Below are 18,006 nucleotides of genomic sequence, written 5' to 3' on the forward strand. Positions count from 1 at the left end.
TAAATACTGAAATCTCAATTGCCAGCGTTTATTTCTATTGAGCTACCGAAAAACTACAGAACACCGTTGATCGCGATACCAACACCAATACGCTGCTGATTATGATCATAGTCAATCAAGCTCTTACCATACCCCGTCGAGTACTGTGCGTATCCCTGAAGTTTGCCCCAGATCGGAAATGACACCCCTAATTCGGCAAAGCCTTTATGCGTTTGGAAGTTCTGGCGGCCTAAGAAGGTAAACTCATAACCATTCCATTTGTACGCACTCGATAGCTCAAAGTGCCCCATGTAATCTTCGATATCCGGGTTATCATCACCTTTAGGATCATTCGGAGATGTTTTTTCATCCTCAGGTATACGCCACCACGGTTGAAGAGAAACCGCAAAATTGTCTTTCGCAAAGGTTAAGTTGGCGTAAACACGATTCCAACTGCGCGATAACTCTTGTCTCTGCCCATTCGACTCATGTTCAATACCAAAACCTAACCAAGTCGAACCATCAAGTGGCTTCCAGTCTGTCGGGGTATAATAAAAAAGCTCAGGACGATAATTGGTTTCACGAAATGGACGCGATGCTGCTCCTGTATACACCTGCCAAAATGACTTTAGCGTCATACCAAAGAACAAACCATCCCCATCAAACAACAAATCGTCGTAGTTCATTGGCACTTTAAAACTAATTTGGAACTCCGCTTCTTCCTTACGCAGCTCATCTCCGTACTTAGTGTCCGCATAAGCACGCTTATTTACGCGATCACTGTAAGTGAACGGCAAGATGTAGTTAACACGATGCGCCACCAAACTAAATGGTTCAAAGGCGTTTTCTCGTTCTGATTCCAAACGTTTGTCGACCAAGCTTTCCTGAAGCTCCTCAGGTTCTTCAATTTCTGGATCAGCGGGCACTGTACTTGTTACTGCATCGAGCTCACACTGCGCGCGAATGCTCTTTATGGTTTCCTCACCTTTGCTTTGCTTGATTTTGTCTAGCAAACATAAATCATAAGCACTGGCTGTTTCTCCCATCGCAACTGGCGCTGCCAATAAGCTCAGTATTGATATCCCTGCCACTTTTGAAGCCATCTGAAACCCTTAATATTCTTTATCTCAAACCAGATAATTTTAATTTTTCTTGGTAAACCGCTTGCCATTCTGGCGTTAAGGCAATGTTAAATGTTCGCTGACTTTACGTCTTGGATAAATACGACAGACCTCAAACATATCGGCCCACTATGAGCAACGCGCCAAAAACGACCAAGAGTTGAGCATCATAAATAACAACAAAAAAGACTCGTTTGCATGATGCTCATATTCCCTATGCAAAATACTGGCTCGCCACTTTGATTGCAAACCCGGCTATGAATAAACCCAAGCCGTAAGCCAAATGCGCCAATGTGCTTAGAAAACGGGCTTTCCAAGGTGTTGGGGTTTTACTGGCAGCAAAACCAAATCCTAGACAAGGTTGAATGACAAAAAATGGGAACACCAACGTGACCACACCAGTGGCTAAGCCGGGCACTAGACTAGGCTCTACCAACCAATGATGCCCAAAAGCAGCAATGTGAGCCAAAGCGAAAACAACACCAATGGCATAGTGTAAAAACCAACCGAGTGCTTTTTCTCCCGACATCGGGTCTGTTGCCATAATTGGCGCATGCATAAGCTTTCCTTTGGGCATATATAAAACCCAGCGCGCAACCAATGCATAGTTTAGTGAGGGAATACCAAACACTCTCCTTTGTAGCCAAGCCCATAAATCCATTACCAAAGTCGCACCAATCCCTAGTAGCGCCGCTTGTAATCCTATTAAAAACAGCATTTTTCGCTCCTCAAGTTTTTGATTTGTTAAGGTCTTAGTTGCATGCTACAACTTAAAGCCAACTTGAAGTCAATGAGGAATAATATGGATATTGCAGAAGTGGTTAAAAAATCAGGATTGCCGACCTCAACGCTCAGATACTACGAACAGTTGGGGTTAATTCGCTCGATAGGAAGGAATGGATTGAGACGTCAATATTCGCCAGAGGTACTCAATAAACTCAACTTAATTAGTTTAGGGCGTATCGCTGGAATATCACTTAACGAAATGGCGGAAATGTTGAATCACTCAGAAGGTTCAAAACCATACATTGATCGTGACTTACTGGCGAAAAAGGCGCTTGAGATTGATGAGCAAATAACACGTTTGAAAGCGGTGCGAGACAGCCTAAACCATGTTGCCTCCTGCCCTCATGAGTCACATATGGACTGCTCTTCATTTCAGAGGCTTATGAAGGTCGTAAAGCGTTATGTCCCCAAAAAACCGAGATAAACCACTCTACTTATCCTTGATTTAAAAGGAAACAACTCGCGGTTGTGAGTTACTTCCTCTCATATTACTTAGCTTGCGCCTTTACGTACTTCTTCACTTTTTTCATCGCCATTTTTTGCTTTAACGGTGAAAGGTAATCAATGAACAAGTTACCAGATAGGTGATCAATTTCATGCTGCATCACAATCGCCAAGAACTCATCGCTCTCGATTGTAATCGGGTTGCCATCGCGGTCCAATGCAGACACAACAACTGATGTGTAACGCTCTACATCGGCGTAGTATTCGGGAACAGATAGGCACCCTTCTTGACCAAGCGCTTTGTTTTCTCCGCTCACCACTTCTGGGTTGACTAAGATTAAAGGATCATTGCGTTCGTCAGAGATATCGATGACAACAACCGCCTCTTTTCTACCCACTTGGGTTGAAGCTAAACCGATGCCATTGCCCGTTGCGTAAAGTGTTTCTAGCATATCGTCGATCAACGTTTGTATTGTCGATACGTCAGTGACTTTTTCTGCTTTTACTTTAAGCCTTGGGTCTGGAATGGAGAGAATTTCGAGGACTGCCATACTTACCTTTCGTTATCTGTAAATCGTAATTTCCGGCGAATTATACACACGTTTGGGCAGACATAAACATGTTGAGTTTTCGTAGAAATACCGTTTCGTCTAAAACATTCGATTTTGCTAGAGACCAAAGAGGCACCTAGGAAGAGAAAACAATAACGCCAGCGCGATATGGCTGGCGTCTTTTTTACGTATCTATCTTTAAGCGTTCGTTATATGTGAGTTACGCACTCTTTTGCGCTTTTAGCAAAACCTTAATCGCCATTTTTTCACCACTCTTGAAAATAAAGTACCCGAGACAAACGGTTATTAACGTTAATACAACGATAATAATACTGAACCAGCCTAGTTCCGCTATCACTTCAAATATAGAGATGCCCAAAAACATTAAGATGAGAGAAAACACCACTAAGCTCGATAAATTCCAAAGCAGCACTGAATACCATCTCGTTGTCGAAGGCATTATATTCCCTGTTTTATAGCCAAAATAATATCCTACACTCATCGCTGGTATTAACGTCCCAAGAAAGCCGACACCGTTCATTTCCATGCCAGAAATGTACTCAATAATAAATAGCAGTATGGCCAAACAAACTGATGCCAAACACAAAAGCGACGTTACAAAGAGCACCGAGGGAGCGTTGTTTTCTGTTGAGTAATTATTTTTCGATTCCACTTTCATTTCCTTGCATTTATTTCAATAAAATCAGATTTTAGATCATGCTGCCGCTTGGACAACCTAGAGAAACAACGCCGCCATAACTCGTTGTGGGTGTAGCTACCATGACTAAATCAACAGGAAGAAACACAACGTCCGTTGCTAACGACAAAGGGATGTCAATCAATGAAAGTGGATATAACGCGATGGAAGTAATATCAGATCTTAAATAGCAAGGTTGTCGTGCGACTGATAACGCGGTGCCTGAAAACGGCTTTCCGTATCCGCCACCAGCATGCGCATCTATAGATGAACACCCCACCATTAAAGATGCTGACACCACAAGAAATACAACTTGTAGCTTTTTAAATATATTTATTTTCATTTAACCTAGATTCCAACTAACTATTATTTTTTAAAACTAAACCCTCTCTCTCAAATTGTATATTCAATGAATTTACTCATATAGGTCTAGTGCAACCATGTTAATACGTTCTATGTATTAGAAACAATTCATTTATTGCCAATAGCACCCGTGAGTTCATGCGACGTGACTAGAATCGCACTTAATTTTTTATGCAAGCACCAAGTTAAGCTCAACCTATTCTTTTTCCCGTTGGAGTCGCGTACCTTTCATCTGATGTAAAAAAGCCGCCAGAACCGTTTGGCTCTGGCGGCTTTTGTTTTTATCGAAAACTCGATTACTGCTGTAGCTTCGCTTTGGCTTCTACTACTTTGGAGAAGTCTAGGCCCAGCTCTTCCACTGCTTCTTTAATCAGTACAGGGTTTTGCATTACCTGCGCCATTAACGCTTGAAGCTGATCTTGTGGCAGACCTAGTTGGCTGATAGTTGCCATTGCAGCCAGAGGGTTTTGAGTTAACGCCTGAAATAGCTCGTTGATTTGCTCGTCGCTAATATTGTTTTCTTTCAACATCGCAAGAATCGGGTTCATCAAATTACCTTTAAATACTATGTAAAACAGACCCGCAGTTTACCATTGGGTTTTGTTAGTTTGCACGCAGACTTTAACCACCACACCACCATCGACCAAGTTATGGTCGAATATTGGTGAACGTTGCGGTAGTGACTCCATCACTTTGCGATGAAAGCGCTTTTATATCCGCGTTAAAGTAATATGGATTAAGTGGTATTTTACTCTCGACTGGTCGCGCGTAGTAAAGCTTAGCGGGCTGTTTTGCCATTTGTTGCGCGTACAAATACCCGACCAACGCATGTTCAAACTGGTGGTAACCATTTCCCCAATGGAACGCTTTGGTTGATTTAGGATTCAGACCAACACCTCCGTATTGATGATCCACCCACACGTCCATAAAGGTGGGTAACGTGTATTGCAACGTTTCTTTCATCGAACCATCGACAAGAGAAACCGTCATCGCCGCTTGATCGAGTTCTGCCCATTCCCAAGACGAGCTGTAATGCTTATGCGGTCTTGATTGCCAAGCAAGAATGCTCTCTTGCGTCCATTTACCCTGCCATTCTGGAGAGAAGAGCGCTTTGACTTGCTCAAAGTTTTGCTGGTATTGCGCTTGTTTAAGCGTGTGTTTCATTCCTTTGAAACCAAACTCTGTCCAATTGGAATTCTCCAACAACTGACCAGTGAGATACGTCATCCAATACGCTTTGATGGTGTGTCCAAAATCATTGTGTTTCGCATCTGGCATCATTACCGCTTTGTGGTGTATCGCGCCATAAAAGCGCTGCTCTTTGTCGGAGTGGTAGTTATCCAGCATCACTTGCGTCAGCCATTGCAGATCTTGCTTCCACTTGGCTTGCGCTGGCTCTGGTAAAAGTGGCGCCGTTAGCAACAGATAGCCATTAATTTGGTCAAGTTGAGCGACTAACTCTTGCTGCTTCTCACTTTCCCCATCACCATCTTTCAAAACCCACGCCAGACCGCGATCATCGCTTCGTCGGTATTGTTTAAATATAAACGCTTGCTGGTCGATAAGTGCTTGTTCAACCTTTGGATCTTGCGTCAAGTAGTAGTAAATCGCCAAGCCCACCAAGGCGTAAGCTTGGTCTTGAGAAGTTCGCTGTTGCCACTCCATCCCCGGTTTTCCACTACGCGTAAAGCTCACAAAGCCGCCGTTTTTCTCATCTTGTAGATGATCAATCAGGTAATAAGTCCCTTTCTTTGCCAGCTCTAATGCTTGTTTGTCACCCGTAAGATGAAAAAGCACGCCATAAGCGTAAGTTTGGCGCGATTTCATGCGTGTGTATTCGCGATCGAAGTGCGGGCTAATCCACCCTTTGTTTAATTCTTCACACGGCTTTTGTGGGTCGAGAATGACACCGTTATCACAACGAAATGTCGGAAAATTCCCCGCAGGTTGCCCATGCGCGCTTTCCATCATCCAATATGGGGCTAGGCCATTCGTCACATGGTTTAACCAATCATCCCCCGAAGGCAGCTCCACATCAGCAAAGCTGTTCATGCTCGTCGTTGCGAGCAATATGGTAAGATATTTAAAAGACATAATACTCAATTAAGTTATTGAATTTTATCCAGTATAAATAACTCCCTTTACGCATATTGTCGTCGTAGTCACAATCGCCTTAAGCATTTGTTTGCATTATTCATCTGTCTGCCTTATTCGATGACTGAGCCGAGAATAAACGCCACTCTGTCTTCGACTGACATTTTGGGCACTTCGATCAATTGATATCCAAACTTGTGATAAGCGTTGACCATCTGTTGATATGTGGCGACCGCTTCAGAAAAATCTTGTTTTCGCTCTTCATCGTTACTGAATATCGATGCCCACGGTGGAAAAATGAATACTTGAGGATGATAACGAAGCGTCTGGCAATGCGTGATGAGCTCATGCGAGATTGGCAGTTGTTCCAACTTGCTGTAGCCATATACGTCCACAATACTGCGATCAAAAAATACGTCCCCTTGGCGGACATTGAAAGATCGGTAGTTGCTCACTTCTTCTTTTGTCATTTCGTCTCTAAAGGCTTGTTTGTCATTCCAAGGTAATGCTGAACCGTGATTCGCAACCTGCATTTGTATCACGTGACGACCTGTTTCTGGCGCGCAGATAAAGCCTTGTGTTTTTAGTTGTTCGATAACCGAGGTTTTTCCTGCACCGGGACCACCAGTGAATACGATGAGTTTGTTCAAAATCTTTTCCTTATTTTATTTTTTGTTTGAGTGAAGTAATGCGTGTACAGCCAAAAAAATTGGCATCATCTGGCGTTTGAAATTGGCATTTGGCACGCCAGCGTTCAGCGAGATCGGCAGTAGAAAGCTTTGGGATAGAAATGATCAGTGAAAAATATTGATGAAATGAAAGCTTAAACGGCGTGTTCAGCGTTTATGAAAAACGGAGGAATTTTGAGCGAACCAAACTTGCCCAAAATATTGGGTTGGGAAATGAAGAGATTGGATCATCAGGTTAACGCGTCAATTGGCTTTCTATATCAAGAAGATGGCACCTAAGCCTAAGAACGCAAAGAAACCGACGACATCGGTAACGGTTGTCAATACTACCGAGCCAGCCACGGCGGGGTCAATGTTAAACTTCTTCAACGTGAATGGTATCAACGTACCCGATGCCGCGGCCGCCAAACTATTGAGGAAAATTGCGCAGCAGATAATAAGCGCCAATGGCCAAGAGTCAAACACCATGTAGACGACACCCGCGATGACTAATCCCATGATCAAGCCATTAATGGTGGCGATTTTTAATTCCTTATTCACCAATAGCTTCAAGTTACTTTGGTGCAAGTGGTTTAGTGCGATACCCCGAATGGCCACCGCTAAGGTTTGGCTACCTGCGATGCCGCCCATACTCGCCACAACGGGCATTAAGATAGCAAGCGCAACGACTTGCTCGACCACATTATCAAAAATACCAATGATGGCAGAGGCAACAAAAGCGGTCAGCAAGTTAATCACCAACCAAAGTGCTCTTAGCCTTGTCGCCACAGTTAATGGTGTGAACAAATCTTCTTCACTTCGTACGTTTTCTGCCACTACAGCTTGTAGGCTGAGTTCACGCAAGGTAATCGCGATGGTCGCCATCGACAAAACGCCCATAATTTTGCCACCAGCCATGATAGGAAACCAATGCGCTCCACCATCAATCGAGACCTGTTTACTGACGCTTTGAATCGTTTGGATATCTTCCAGAATTGGCGTGACTACGGTCAAGTCTGTGAGTTTGGTATGGTTCTCATGCAGCAACAGGGTTTGAGGTTCTATCGTCCCAATAACGCCTCCGACATCACGCACGATGATCAATCGCACCGGGCTTTGTCCGCGTTTTAACAACTCGGTTTTGATGCCTCCTACGCTGTTTTTAGGATTTGCGACTAAAAAAAGCGGCTCGGCATATCTCCCCACTTTATTATCTTCATACGACAGCGCTTGTTGAATGTGCGCGACCGACTCTTCACTTTGGTCGATAAGGTACTCATCCACAAACTCGGTCGGCAGAAAGTCTGCAAAGATGATCAGTTCCGAATCCGTGATGTACGCTAAGCGTTCATGTTGCAGCTCTTTGTTGAGTGATTGATGAATGTGCTTGGCGGTGTCGTATCGCAGCAAATTTAATACCGTCCAGTACTTCTCTGGCGGCACTGCTTCTATCACGCGTTTACGATAAGCAATGTTGACCGACTCCAAAATGTTCGCGATTTGTGCTTCCTGATAGTCTTTCAAAAAACTGAGGTCTTCGGTCGACTCTATCGCTTTAATGATCTCGGCAAGCAAATGAGGCACTTTGCGATTAATTTGTAATTGGCTGGAATCTATCATCATTGTCACCGATTTCCTTGGGCATCACGTTAGTGTCACACGATGTCTATTACCTAAAGGCATGAGATCCTGATGTTAAAATTCTAGGCAATGGCGCGCACAATTTCGGAATTTATATTTTGCTCGCAGAAACAGAACGTCTTTGCATAAGGGGATGGTATAAACTTTTAGTGTGCATCAGGCGCATTTGCCTCGTTTGATAATGGAGTAATCAATGGCACCAGTATTTTTTCTGACTCAGCAAGCCGCCTTACCAAGTCGTAAGGTGCTTCGTAAAGTGATTCAGTTTGCGACAGCGCTGGCCCAACCCATCGTGGTATTGGTGGAAGATCACCGCCGGAGTGAAGATCACGCGTTCGCGCATTTCCTTAGTTTCAACTCTGACCATATAGAAAAGAGACAAGCTGAGTTTGAAGCTTGGACATCAAAATTTAAAGACTTCGTTATCGAACTTTGTGAAGAAGAGGAAGTTGAAACGCCAACACTCTCTTATGAGCATTTCAAAGGGAGTCATTGGATCGCTCAAGTCGCGAAACGGCTTGTCGACCACACAGATTTACTGCTCGTGGGGCATTTTAACAAGCACGACATTCAAACCTTACTCACCGAGCTAGCAAAAAACGATTGTGATTTATTGCTATTAATTGAGCGTTCATGGCCTTCTCACGCCAACATGCTTTGCGCGATAGATCCGCTTCATCGCGGAGATGCAAAATCAGTCGTAGATAAAGCCATCGTGTCGCGAGGCTCAAAGCTAGAAAAAACCTTGAGCGGAAAAATGACGTTAGTTTACTGCCGCTACGTTGCGCCTTATCTGTCTCGTTATCGTGCAGAGATTTTGAGCAACCAAAAAGCAGGCATTACGGACTTTATTACTGCGCAAAAGTTAACACGAGTACCACTACTGCTGCCAGAAGGAAACCCTGAAACAGCGTTACCAAAAGCAGTTAAGCAATCACAAGCGGCAATTCTGATTATGGGCGCGTGTAAACGAAGCATGTCATCCCAATTTTGGTCTGGCAGCACTGTAGACACGTTACTTGATCAACCGCCTTGTGACCTGCTGTTGGTCAATAGCACGAAGGATTGATCAGGCTTCCCCATTCCGCCGCATCTTAAATAATATCACGCGCAGTTATTGGCTCTTCATGGTCTCTAACTGCGCGGCTTCATGTTCCGCGTTCAAGGCTTGTTTCTGCTGCTGTTTAACCTCATCCCAACTGCGTCCCGATTCAATCGCAGATACACGCTGCTCGTATTTAGTGCAGGCTCTTTCGAGTACTTTCTCAGGATCTATGCCCTTTTCTCTTTCCAACGCTTTTAATACGTTAAGATAGTTCCACAACACATCGCCTAACTCGTCTTCCAAATGACAAAGGCGATCCTCACGAATCTCTTCACGGACTTCATCCACTTCTTTGCCAATGGCCTCCAGATAAGTCTCTACGCCTTTAAACCAAGTGTTGGTTTGGTCATATTGAGATTTTCTCGTCGCAATTGCGTACAGCTCATCAAATTTCTTCATTATCTCTCCGTAGAACGAGTTTTTATTTATGCCTCTTTAGGACGAATAAACTTCCCTTTTGCCGTCACTCTAACTTCATTATTGACCAGTAATTGAGCCACCAGTTGATATATACCGCGGCGTTCACCTTCACAGTGTGCAGTAATCATGACGTGCTCATCTAGCTCAATAGGTGCATGGTAGCGCACATCCAACTGCGCGGTAAGGGCTTGAATGTCTCTAAATAACAAACAGTGCGTCATTGCACCATCGAGCAGCGAACTCGCAATACCACCATGCAACAGGTCGGTGTAACCTTGATGACGCGGTAAAACGTGAAACTCTCCGACAACAGAACCATCGGCTAGGCACTGGTAGTTCACAGCCAAAGAGTTAGGATTTGCATCGATTGAAGAACAAACCGCACATTGATAATGAGATTCGTGAGTGGAATGAAAGTTACTGTTTGCGGACATGTTAAGTACTCAGCTTGTAAAAAGAGTAATTAGCATATGCCAATTATCAAAAAGAAACGGCGAGTAATCTTTGTTTGCACGTTGTAGGGCCAACAACCTCATTATCCATAACGTTAAATAATCATTTTCATAATTAACGATAATTTCCAGTTTATTTAGAGTGGCGATAAGGTTTGCATCGTGATTACGCAACGTTATGAAAGGCGACTTATGAAGTTTCTCCACACGATGATCCGTGTTGTTGACCTAGACAAATCTATCGAATTTTATACAAACGTTCTGGGAGTGAGCGTTTTGGAGCGTTTTGAAAACCAAGAATACCGTTACTCACTGGTGTTTGTTGGTAGCCCTGATCAACCAGATGGCGCGACCATCGAGCTAACTTATAACTGGGATACCGGCAGTTACGACTTAGGTAACGCATTCGGGCACATAGCGCTTGGGTGTGAAGACATTTACGCAGCTTGCGAAAAAATCAAAGCGCTTGGTGGTAACGTCACTCGCGAACCCGGTCCAATGAAAGGAGGGGAAACGCACATCGCCTTCATTAAAGATCCCGACGGCTACCCAATCGAACTGATTCAAACTAAACAATAACGAGGTTTTCTATGACAGACGCATTATTTCAACCGATTCAACTTGGCTCTCTCTCATTAAAAAACCGCATCGTCATGCCTCCGATGACGCGCTCTCGAGCCTCTCAACCGGGTAATGTTGCCAACGACATGATGGCCACCTACTACGCTCAACGCGCCGAAGCGGGATTAATCGTTGCTGAAGGCACGCAAATTTCACCAATGGGTCAAGGCTATGCGTGGACTCCGGGTATTTATAGCCTAGAGCAAATTGCTGGCTGGAAAAAAGTAACTGATGCAGTGCACGAGAAAGGCGGCGTTATCTTCGCGCAATTATGGCACGTAGGTCGTGTTACTCATCCTGACAACATCGGCGGCGAGCAACCTATTTCTTCTTCTGCGCTTAAAGCAGAAAACGTGAAAGTATTTATCGACAATGGCACAGACGAACCTGGCTTTGTCGACGTGGTTGAGCCACGTGAAATGACCAAGCAAGACATCAATAATGTTATTGAAGAATACCGCCAAGCCGCATTAAACGCGATAGAAGCTGGGTTTGATGGTGTCGAACTTCACGCAGCAAATGGCTACTTGGTTAACCAGTTTATCGATTCTGAAGCGAACAACCGCACCGATGAATACGGCGGCTCAATTGAAAACCGTCTGCGTTTTCTTGGTGAAGTGGTCGAAGCAATGACGCAAGCCATTGGCGCAGAGCGTGTTGGTGTTCGCCTTGCACCATTCACTTCGTTAAACGGCACCGTTGATAGCACACCTGTCGATACCTACACCGCTGCTGCTGCGCTGCTTGATAAACTCAATGTGGTTTACATTCACATTGCAGAAGTGGATTGGGACGACGCACCAGACACTCCGCACGACTTTAAAACCGCAGTTCGTGAGGCGTATAAAGGCAAACTGATCTATGCCGGTCGTTACAACGCAGAAAAGGCGCAACACGCGATTGAAAGTGGTTTAGCCGACATGATCGGTTTTGGTCGTCCGTTTGTTGCAAACCCAGACTTACCAAGCCGCATCAAGCATGGCTATCCACTGGCAGAACATGACCCTGCCACATTGTTCGGCGGCGGTGAAAAAGGCTTAGTGGACTACCCTGCGTATCACGTGGGTTAATTCATCTACGTAAAGCTGATTCGCAACTCGCGACAAACCAATAGCTAACCCAAAAGAACCTTGCTCTTCCCCCTGTGACGCCAAGATGCAGGGTTCTTTTTAGGCAAGCCACCAAGAATTAACGTCTTTGACAAGATGTACAACCTCGGCACGCAGAACGTGTCGTTTTACTTAGTAAACTGCGTTGTACTTTACAGTAGGCATTTTTCAGTGCGCGGCGGCCTGAAAACCAATCATCCGGTTTAGTGAGGATTAAGTAGCCATTAAATCTCTTAACCAACTCGGTTCGGTTGTTTTCGATAAATCGGCAATCAAACTCGATTTCGAAGTAATCCAACGCTTCTTCGATACAAGTAAAGCTGGCAATTTTTTCCTGAATCGTATTCTCTGTCATTGTTTCTTTAGCGTTATCATTTTCAATGAAGTCTAAGAGCCTGACGCTTTACGTTCTTTGATTTGGCGCGTCTTAACATCACTCTTTCTGGAATTTCCATATTGAAATTCAATTTGGGAATTCGCTATTTCCCCCAGCCTTTTCATTTTGACAATCACCTTAAGAAACTGATTTAAAACAATATTATTTCTGGTTCATATTTTGCTCTACTTCGTTAAACGGAATGTTGGAGGGACACGATATGACTTACAGAGCGGAAGTAGACGGATTAAGGGCGATTGCTGTCACGTTGGTGATTTTGTTTCATGCAGGAGTTGAGCAGTTCGCTGGTGGCTTTATTGGCGTCGACGTATTTTTTGTTATCAGCGGCTATTTGATCACCACCATCGTGATTAACGATTTGGAAAACCAGAAGTTCAGCCTCGGTGATTTTTATGAGCGACGCATTCGCCGCATACTTCCCCTGCTACTGGTGGTGATTGCCGTAAGCTATTTGATGTCTTGGTGGTTATTTTTGCCACAAGCGCACAAAGACGTTGGTCAGTTCGCAGTGTCTTCTATTCTTTCTTCATCCAACATTCTTCTGTATTTAAAAGGCCACAATTACTTCGGTTTAGAAGATCAAGCCAATCCGCTGTTTCACACTTGGAGCTTGGGCGTTGAAGAACAATACTACATTGTCATTCCTTTGCTACTCATGCTACTCGCTCGTGGCAAAAACGCGTTTTTCCTGACTTTTTTTGTCGCGGTATTTGCGCTGAGTTTGATGACTATTGTCTATGCGAGCAACGATCCTGATTTCGCCTTCTACATGATCTTCTCTCGTGCTTGGGAGCTGGCAACCGGTTCATTACTCGCATTAGTAATGAGAAAAACCCAAGTTCAATCCAACGATACGCTGGCAACCATTGGCATCGTTTTGATATTGGCCTCTGCACTTTTGTTTGAAAAATCGCAAGATGGCGCGGGTATCACTTTGTTGGTGCCAGTCATCGGTAGCGCGTTAGTGATTTTGTTTGCCTCTAAAGACAATGTCTGCGGTAAATTGCTGAGCCTAAAATGGGTCGTGTTCGTCGGCTTAATCAGCTACAGCTTATACTTGTGGCACATTCCATTATTTGTCTTTTACCGCTACGTGTTGGACGCAACACAAGACGTCAATATCCCACTTTACGTTGTCACTCTGTTCGTACTTTCTTACTTCACTTGGCGCTTTATTGAAAAGCCGTTCCGTAGCCGAAAAGCCATGAGCATGCGCACTGTGTCCGCGGTTATTGTGTTGTTGACGTTGCCCTTGCTAACGTTCGGCGTTATCGGTCATCAAAACGGTGGTTTTCCAGAAAGAAGCGCATTTTTCGAAGCCATGCGCGTTAATAACGGTTACGGTTTAAATTGCAACGGCAACACTGACGTTAACGATGTGTGCTCGTCTGCGCCGCAGCCCACCATCGCTGTGTTAGGCAATAGTCACAGCATGGTTTACGTGAAGCGTCTGTCCGAAGTAACACCAACTGGCGTGGTGCAACTTACTCAAGATTCCTGTGCAGTAGGTTATGTCGACATCATCAAAGATGCTGGATCAATTTCTTGCCGACAGTTCTTCAAACAGGCAGTCGATACCATTTTGCGTACCCCTTCTATTCGTCGCGTCGTTATCTCTTCTAATTTCAATAAAGAGCTTTCACAAGCCGATTATGAGGCATCATTAACTGGATTGTTGAATGAACTGGAAGGGAAAGAAGTGGTCGTTTTCGGCCCAACCCCTTCCGCACCTTTTGCGGTAGGAGAATGCCTTTGGAAAGCGCGTTTGTTTGGCGAGACAGAAGAGTCCGCATGCGATTTTTCTCCCAAGCGACATCACCCTCAAAACGTGGCGAAGTTAGTGAACTACTTTGAGCAATTTGAGCATGTTGAGTTTGTCGACTTGACCGAGGCCATTTGCAGAAATGGTGTATGTCGAATGAAAGTTGGTGCGAACAACGCCATGTATACCGATGACAGCCATTTATCTTACAAAGGTGCTGAGTTGGTGCTTGGGCATTACCACAGCAGTACGAATGAAGCTCAACAGTTCACTTACGACCGACAATAACCAAGAGAATAAACTTTTATGCTTCAGCGCTTATCTCAGGTAAGCGCTGAATATTTTAAAGCGAGAGAAAGCCAGCGCGTTTATTTGAAAATACGTGGATCAAACGCGAAATCGAGCTTTTCGGCTTTCTTGATGATCTCTTTCATTTTGGGATGATTTGGATTCACCACGTAGTTTTTATCACGAGGTGAAATCGTTGAAGGCACTTGCAGTGCGGCAAACTCGGGATGAGGGTCATTGAGAAACTGGTCACCAATGTACTGTGTAGACTCGCTCGCCGGTATTGCTCGCCACGTCACAGGGAGATCTTCTTCATCTAAGGTGGCGATGAGATATTCGGGCATTTCAATACGATATAAATCGTACAGTTTGGTGATAGCTGGATCGTTATTTACGTGAACAAACACTTCCAACGAGCAAAGGGATTCCGATTCAGAGAAGTAGAGGGCTTCGGTTCCTTTTGAGTTCCATCGCCCTCCAAACAACTTTGCGCCAACGGGGCTGAATGGCGTGTCAGCGAATTTCTTTTGTGTGAGACGATAGAGCTTCATATTACGAGAACACCCCGTGCTCTAAACGGCCGATCAAATCTTTGACGATTTCAAAATCCACCGTGGTCGAGACCATGTCTAGCGGCCTTTTTCCACCTAAGCCGTACACATTCTCTCTCATCCATTTTAACGCGCGCTCTTCGTCGTCAAACAACTCTGTCGCGAGTTTCAATAACATCGCTAATCGATAGATTGCATCACTCTCTTGAGTATTAAAACGCTCATCATTTTTAAGACGACGCTTAATTGTACTAACAGGAATCAGTGTCACATGTTGGAATTCACTTTGAGAAAGCTTTACTCGATCAACAATGTTCCGGTATACCTTGGGCTCAAAGCCTTTGTGAACCGCATCAATACGACCCGTTTCAGCATCTTCAATACCTAGCATAAGCCAGAAATTGGCTTTATGAGATTGTTTCGGCTTAAAGCTTTTTAATGCTGCAGTTGCCATATCAAGCTCCTATGGTTCATATGGTCTAGTCATTATGGTTCAAATGAGCTCAAATTTCAATCAAAGTAAAAAGACAGGTAAAGAAAAAGGCGAGCTTTGCGCCCGCCTCTCTTACTTATTCATCAACTTTGCTTACGCATCTACCGATTTGCATCGTTTGACTTATTACAAGTCAAAACGGTCGGCGTTCATGACTTTCGTCCATGCAGCGATGAAGTCGTGGATGAATTTTTCCTGATTATCATCTTGCGCATACACTTCCGCGTACGAACGTAGAATCGAGTTTGAGCCAAAGACAAGATCCACTCGAGTTGCCGTCCATTTCACTTGGTCTGTTTTACGATCACGTATTTCGTACTGATTAGCACTTACCGGTTGCCACGTATATGACATGTCAGTAAGATTCACGAAGAAATCATTCGACAAAGTGCCGACTCGGTCAGTAAATACGCCCTCTTTTCCACCGCCGTAGTTACTGCCTAAAACGCGCATACCACCGATAAGTACCGTCATTTCTGGCGCCGTTAGCCCCATAAGCTGAGCACGATCTAATAAAAGCTCTTCCGGCTTAACCGCGTAGTCTTTCTTCAACCAATTTCGGAAACCGTCAGCCACAGGCTCAAGAACTTCGAATGATTCAACATCCGTCATCTCTTGGGTGGCATCACCTCGGCCTGGCGCGAATGGCACAGATACATCATGACCTGCGGCACGCGCAGCCAGTTCAATACCTACGTTACCAGCAAGCACGATAGCGTCCGCAACACTACAGTCCTCTTCTGCTGCTATTTTTTCTAGCACAGCAAGAACACGACTTAGACGCTCTGGCTCGTTTCCTTGCCAATCTTTTTGCGGAGACAAACGAATTCTCGCACCATTTGCGCCACCTCGGCGGTCAGAGCCACGGTAAGTACGCGCACTATCCCAAGCCGTGCTTACTAGCTCACTAATGGATAGGCCACTTGCTTCGATTTTTGTTTTCACTAAATCGACATCGTAGTCTGTCTTACCTGCAGGCGTTGGGTCTTGCCAAATAAGATCTTCGCTTGGCACATCAGGTCCGAAATAACATGATTTTGGTCCTAGATCGCGGTGTGTCAACTTAAACCAGGCACGAGCAAAAACATCATCAAAGTACGCTGGGTCATTTTGGAACTTTTCTGCAATCTTGCGATATTCAGGGTCCATTTTGAGCGCCATATCGGCGTCAGTCATGATTGGATTGTAGCGCTTAGAGCCGTCTTCAACATCGACAGGCTTGTCTTCTTCTTCAATGTCGATTGGCTCCCACTGCCACGCACCTGCTGGGCTCTTCTTCAGTTCCCAATCGTACTTAAATAGTAGGTGGAAGTATCCGTAGTCCCATTGTGTAGGGTGTGTCGTCCAAGCACCTTCAATGCCACTCGTTACCGTGTCACGGCCAATACCACGTGTTTTGTGGTTAATCCAGCCAAGACCTTGTTCATGAACGTCTGCTGCTTCGGGCTCTGGACCAAGGTTTGCGGCATCACCGTTACCATGACACTTACCGACCGTGTGACCACCCGCTGTGAGCGCGACAGTTTCTTCATCGTTCATTGCCATTCGCGCAAAGGTCACACGCATGTCATGTGCTGTTTTGAGAGGATCTGGGTTCCCGTCCACCCCTTCTGGGTTCACGTAGATAAGCCCCATCATTACTGCGGCAAGTGGATTTTCTAAATCTCGCTCACCAGAATAGCGGCTGTTATCAGCGTCACTTGTGGCTAACCATTCTTGCTCGGAACCCCAGTAGGTGTCTTTTTCGGGATGCCAAATGTCTTCTCGCCCAAAGCCAAAACCAAAGGTCTTAAAGCCCATGGATTCATACGCCATGTTACCGGCAAGGACAATCAGATCGGCCCAACTTAATTTGTTGCCATATTTTTTCTTGATGGGCCATAAAAGGCGGCGAGCCTTGTCGAGGTTTGCGTTATCTGGCCAAGAGTTGAGAGGAGCAAAACGCTGGTTGCCTGTCGCAGCGCCGCCACGTCCATCCGCGATACGATAACTACCCGCTGCGTGCCATGCCATTCGGATCATTAAACCGCCGTAATGTCCCCAGTCGGCAGGCCACCAGTCTTGGCTATCAGTCATTAAGTCTTTTAAGTCTTTTTTAAGTGCTTCGACATCTAGCTTTTTCAGTTCTTCTTTGTAATTAAAGTCCTGGCCAAATGGGTTGGTTTTGGAGTCGTGTTGATGCAGGATGTCTAAGTTTAAGGCATTCGGCCACCAATCCATCACCGACTTATCTGTAGATGTTTGCCCACCATGCATAACTGGACATTTACCTACCGAGCCGCCGTTTGTGTTGCTCATATAATGCTCCTTCGTATCGTGGTTGTGGTAACCACTCTTTGTTATTCAATAAATCGAATATCCACCTCAAACAGCGTAGTTCATACACTGAATTTTTAGTTAACGCCAAGTCAAAATTTCCATATCTTGGCTAATAAATAATTGTTATCAAACATGTACCTATATG

Annotated in this window: 20 protein-coding genes; 5 read left to right on the forward strand and 15 right to left on the reverse strand. The window is 44.8% G+C overall.

Annotated features, from left to right (window positions below; all coding sequences use genetic code 11):
- Window positions 1-53 precede the first annotated feature (53 nt).
- Complete coding sequence (locus ACZ5ZC_RS07985; protein WP_006742284.1) at window positions 54-1,082, reverse strand: phospholipase A; 1,029 nt, start codon at window positions 1,080-1,082, stop codon at window positions 54-56.
- A 232-nt stretch (window positions 1,083-1,314) separates the two neighbouring features.
- Window positions 1,315-1,818 (reverse strand): DUF2938 domain-containing protein, encoded by a 504-nt coding sequence (locus tag ACZ5ZC_RS07990; RefSeq protein WP_258587379.1) that lies wholly within the window; start codon window positions 1,816-1,818, stop codon window positions 1,315-1,317.
- An 84-nt stretch (window positions 1,819-1,902) separates the two neighbouring features.
- Between ACZ5ZC_RS07990 and ACZ5ZC_RS07995 the strand changes: the two genes are divergently transcribed.
- Window positions 1,903-2,310, forward strand: a complete 408-nt coding sequence (locus ACZ5ZC_RS07995; protein ID WP_024701298.1) for a helix-turn-helix domain-containing protein — start codon at window positions 1,903-1,905, stop codon at window positions 2,308-2,310.
- A gap of 64 nt (window positions 2,311-2,374) precedes the next feature.
- Here the strand turns inward: ACZ5ZC_RS07995 and def are convergent, their stop codons facing one another.
- The 7 genes from def to ACZ5ZC_RS08030 all read right to left on the reverse strand — a co-directional run bounded on the left by def (window position 2,375) and on the right by ACZ5ZC_RS08030 (window position 8,326).
- Window positions 2,375-2,881 (reverse strand): peptide deformylase, encoded by a 507-nt coding sequence (gene def, locus ACZ5ZC_RS08000; RefSeq protein WP_005395192.1) that lies wholly within the window; start codon window positions 2,879-2,881, stop codon window positions 2,375-2,377.
- 220 nt (window positions 2,882-3,101) lie between these two features.
- Window positions 3,102-3,560 carry an ABZJ_00895 family protein gene (locus ACZ5ZC_RS08005; RefSeq protein ID WP_054867394.1) on the reverse strand — a complete coding sequence of 153 codons (459 nt, stop codon included), beginning with the start codon at window positions 3,558-3,560 and terminating at the stop codon, window positions 3,102-3,104.
- Window positions 3,561-3,591: 31 nt separating this feature from the next.
- The gene (locus ACZ5ZC_RS08010; protein ID WP_080253353.1) at window positions 3,592-3,921 is read right to left on the reverse strand and encodes a YceK/YidQ family lipoprotein; all 330 of its coding nucleotides are present in this window, start codon (window positions 3,919-3,921) and stop codon (window positions 3,592-3,594) included.
- A 316-nt stretch (window positions 3,922-4,237) separates the two neighbouring features.
- Complete coding sequence (locus tag ACZ5ZC_RS08015) at window positions 4,238-4,489, reverse strand: DUF2999 family protein (protein ID WP_005395194.1); 252 nt, start codon at window positions 4,487-4,489, stop codon at window positions 4,238-4,240.
- A 100-nt stretch (window positions 4,490-4,589) separates the two neighbouring features.
- On the reverse strand, window positions 4,590-6,035 hold the full coding sequence (locus tag ACZ5ZC_RS08020; protein ID WP_464931584.1) for an AGE family epimerase/isomerase: 1,446 nt from the start codon (window positions 6,033-6,035) through the stop codon (window positions 4,590-4,592).
- A gap of 113 nt (window positions 6,036-6,148) precedes the next feature.
- Complete coding sequence (locus ACZ5ZC_RS08025) at window positions 6,149-6,685, reverse strand: AAA family ATPase (protein ID WP_054867395.1); 537 nt, start codon at window positions 6,683-6,685, stop codon at window positions 6,149-6,151.
- 294 nt (window positions 6,686-6,979) lie between these two features.
- Complete coding sequence (locus ACZ5ZC_RS08030; protein WP_180760761.1) at window positions 6,980-8,326, reverse strand: magnesium transporter; 1,347 nt, start codon at window positions 8,324-8,326, stop codon at window positions 6,980-6,982.
- Window positions 8,327-8,537: 211 nt separating this feature from the next.
- Here ACZ5ZC_RS08030 and ACZ5ZC_RS08035 point away from each other — a divergent pair, with 211 nt between their 5' ends.
- Window positions 8,538-9,413, forward strand: a complete 876-nt coding sequence (locus ACZ5ZC_RS08035) for a universal stress protein (RefSeq protein ID WP_140323690.1) — start codon at window positions 8,538-8,540, stop codon at window positions 9,411-9,413.
- Between the two features lie 45 nt (window positions 9,414-9,458).
- Here ACZ5ZC_RS08035 and ACZ5ZC_RS08040 read toward each other — a convergent pair whose 3' ends face one another.
- Together ACZ5ZC_RS08040 and ACZ5ZC_RS08045 are read right to left on the reverse strand one after the other, a co-directional pair.
- A complete protein-coding gene (locus tag ACZ5ZC_RS08040; protein WP_005395204.1) occupies window positions 9,459-9,848 on the reverse strand; it encodes a MazG nucleotide pyrophosphohydrolase domain-containing protein in 390 nt (129 codons plus the stop codon).
- A gap of 26 nt (window positions 9,849-9,874) precedes the next feature.
- On the reverse strand, window positions 9,875-10,303 hold the full coding sequence (locus ACZ5ZC_RS08045; protein ID WP_140339621.1) for a PaaI family thioesterase: 429 nt from the start codon (window positions 10,301-10,303) through the stop codon (window positions 9,875-9,877).
- Window positions 10,304-10,513: 210 nt separating this feature from the next.
- On the opposite strand from ACZ5ZC_RS08045, the gene gloA reads away from it, so the two are divergent.
- Window positions 10,514-10,900 (forward strand): lactoylglutathione lyase, encoded by a 387-nt coding sequence (gene gloA / locus ACZ5ZC_RS08050; protein WP_464931585.1) that lies wholly within the window; start codon window positions 10,514-10,516, stop codon window positions 10,898-10,900.
- An 11-nt stretch (window positions 10,901-10,911) separates the two neighbouring features.
- Window positions 10,912-12,012, forward strand: coding sequence for an alkene reductase (locus ACZ5ZC_RS08055; protein WP_054867398.1), 1,101 nt, complete (start codon window positions 10,912-10,914; stop codon window positions 12,010-12,012).
- A 118-nt stretch (window positions 12,013-12,130) separates the two neighbouring features.
- Here the strand turns inward: ACZ5ZC_RS08055 and nifW are convergent, their stop codons facing one another.
- Window positions 12,131-12,406, reverse strand: a complete 276-nt coding sequence (gene nifW, locus ACZ5ZC_RS08060) for a nitrogenase-stabilizing/protective NifW family protein (protein ID WP_203342543.1) — start codon at window positions 12,404-12,406, stop codon at window positions 12,131-12,133.
- Window positions 12,407-12,647: 241 nt separating this feature from the next.
- Here nifW and ACZ5ZC_RS08065 point away from each other — a divergent pair, with 241 nt between their 5' ends.
- The gene (locus tag ACZ5ZC_RS08065) at window positions 12,648-14,498 is read left to right on the forward strand and encodes an acyltransferase family protein (protein ID WP_464931586.1); all 1,851 of its coding nucleotides are present in this window, start codon (window positions 12,648-12,650) and stop codon (window positions 14,496-14,498) included.
- An 80-nt stretch (window positions 14,499-14,578) separates the two neighbouring features.
- Here ACZ5ZC_RS08065 and ACZ5ZC_RS08070 read toward each other — a convergent pair whose 3' ends face one another.
- The 3 genes from ACZ5ZC_RS08070 to katG form a co-directional block, all read right to left on the reverse strand.
- Complete coding sequence (locus tag ACZ5ZC_RS08070; protein WP_005376497.1) at window positions 14,579-15,049, reverse strand: RES family NAD+ phosphorylase; 471 nt, start codon at window positions 15,047-15,049, stop codon at window positions 14,579-14,581.
- Window position 15,050: 1 nt separating this feature from the next.
- Entirely contained in the window at window positions 15,051-15,503 is a 453-nt protein-coding gene (parS, locus tag ACZ5ZC_RS08075; protein ID WP_006742299.1) for a type II RES/Xre toxin-antitoxin system antitoxin, read from the reverse strand.
- Between the two features lie 165 nt (window positions 15,504-15,668).
- The gene (gene katG / locus ACZ5ZC_RS08080; RefSeq protein WP_464931587.1) at window positions 15,669-17,840 is read right to left on the reverse strand and encodes a catalase/peroxidase HPI; all 2,172 of its coding nucleotides are present in this window, start codon (window positions 17,838-17,840) and stop codon (window positions 15,669-15,671) included.
- Window positions 17,841-18,006: the final 166 nt, after the last annotated feature.

It is taken from the genome of Vibrio sp. JCM 18905, from assembly GCF_055393305.1.

Excerpts from the sequence above, each read along its gene's own strand:
- ACZ5ZC_RS07985 (WP_006742284.1), bottom strand. The coding sequence starts at position 1,082 with ATGGCTTCAAAAGTGGCAGGGATATCAATACTGAGCTTATTGGCAGCG.
- ACZ5ZC_RS07990 (WP_258587379.1), bottom strand. The coding sequence starts at position 1,818 with ATGCTGTTTTTAATAGGATTACAAGCGGCGCTACTAGGGATTGGTGCG.
- ACZ5ZC_RS07995 (WP_024701298.1), top strand. The coding sequence starts at position 1,903 with ATGGATATTGCAGAAGTGGTTAAAAAATCAGGATTGCCGACCTCAACG.
- def (WP_005395192.1), bottom strand. The coding sequence starts at position 2,881 with ATGGCAGTCCTCGAAATTCTCTCCATTCCAGACCCAAGGCTTAAAGTA.
- ACZ5ZC_RS08005 (WP_054867394.1), bottom strand. The coding sequence starts at position 3,560 with ATGAAAGTGGAATCGAAAAATAATTACTCAACAGAAAACAACGCTCCC.
- ACZ5ZC_RS08010 (WP_080253353.1), bottom strand. The coding sequence starts at position 3,921 with ATGAAAATAAATATATTTAAAAAGCTACAAGTTGTATTTCTTGTGGTG.
- ACZ5ZC_RS08015 (WP_005395194.1), bottom strand. The coding sequence starts at position 4,489 with ATGAACCCGATTCTTGCGATGTTGAAAGAAAACAATATTAGCGACGAG.
- ACZ5ZC_RS08020 (WP_464931584.1), bottom strand. The coding sequence starts at position 6,035 with ATGTCTTTTAAATATCTTACCATATTGCTCGCAACGACGAGCATGAAC.
- ACZ5ZC_RS08030 (WP_180760761.1), bottom strand. The coding sequence starts at position 8,326 with ATGATGATAGATTCCAGCCAATTACAAATTAATCGCAAAGTGCCTCAT.
- ACZ5ZC_RS08035 (WP_140323690.1), top strand. The coding sequence starts at position 8,538 with ATGGCACCAGTATTTTTTCTGACTCAGCAAGCCGCCTTACCAAGTCGT.
- ACZ5ZC_RS08040 (WP_005395204.1), bottom strand. The coding sequence starts at position 9,848 with ATGAAGAAATTTGATGAGCTGTACGCAATTGCGACGAGAAAATCTCAA.
- ACZ5ZC_RS08045 (WP_140339621.1), bottom strand. The coding sequence starts at position 10,303 with ATGTCCGCAAACAGTAACTTTCATTCCACTCACGAATCTCATTATCAA.
- gloA (WP_464931585.1), top strand. The coding sequence starts at position 10,514 with ATGAAGTTTCTCCACACGATGATCCGTGTTGTTGACCTAGACAAATCT.
- ACZ5ZC_RS08055 (WP_054867398.1), top strand. The coding sequence starts at position 10,912 with ATGACAGACGCATTATTTCAACCGATTCAACTTGGCTCTCTCTCATTA.
- nifW (WP_203342543.1), bottom strand. The coding sequence starts at position 12,406 with ATGACAGAGAATACGATTCAGGAAAAAATTGCCAGCTTTACTTGTATC.
- ACZ5ZC_RS08065 (WP_464931586.1), top strand. The coding sequence starts at position 12,648 with ATGACTTACAGAGCGGAAGTAGACGGATTAAGGGCGATTGCTGTCACG.
- ACZ5ZC_RS08070 (WP_005376497.1), bottom strand. The coding sequence starts at position 15,049 with ATGAAGCTCTATCGTCTCACACAAAAGAAATTCGCTGACACGCCATTC.
- parS (WP_006742299.1), bottom strand. The coding sequence starts at position 15,503 with ATGGCAACTGCAGCATTAAAAAGCTTTAAGCCGAAACAATCTCATAAA.
- katG (WP_464931587.1), bottom strand. The coding sequence starts at position 17,840 with ATGAGCAACACAAACGGCGGCTCGGTAGGTAAATGTCCAGTTATGCAT.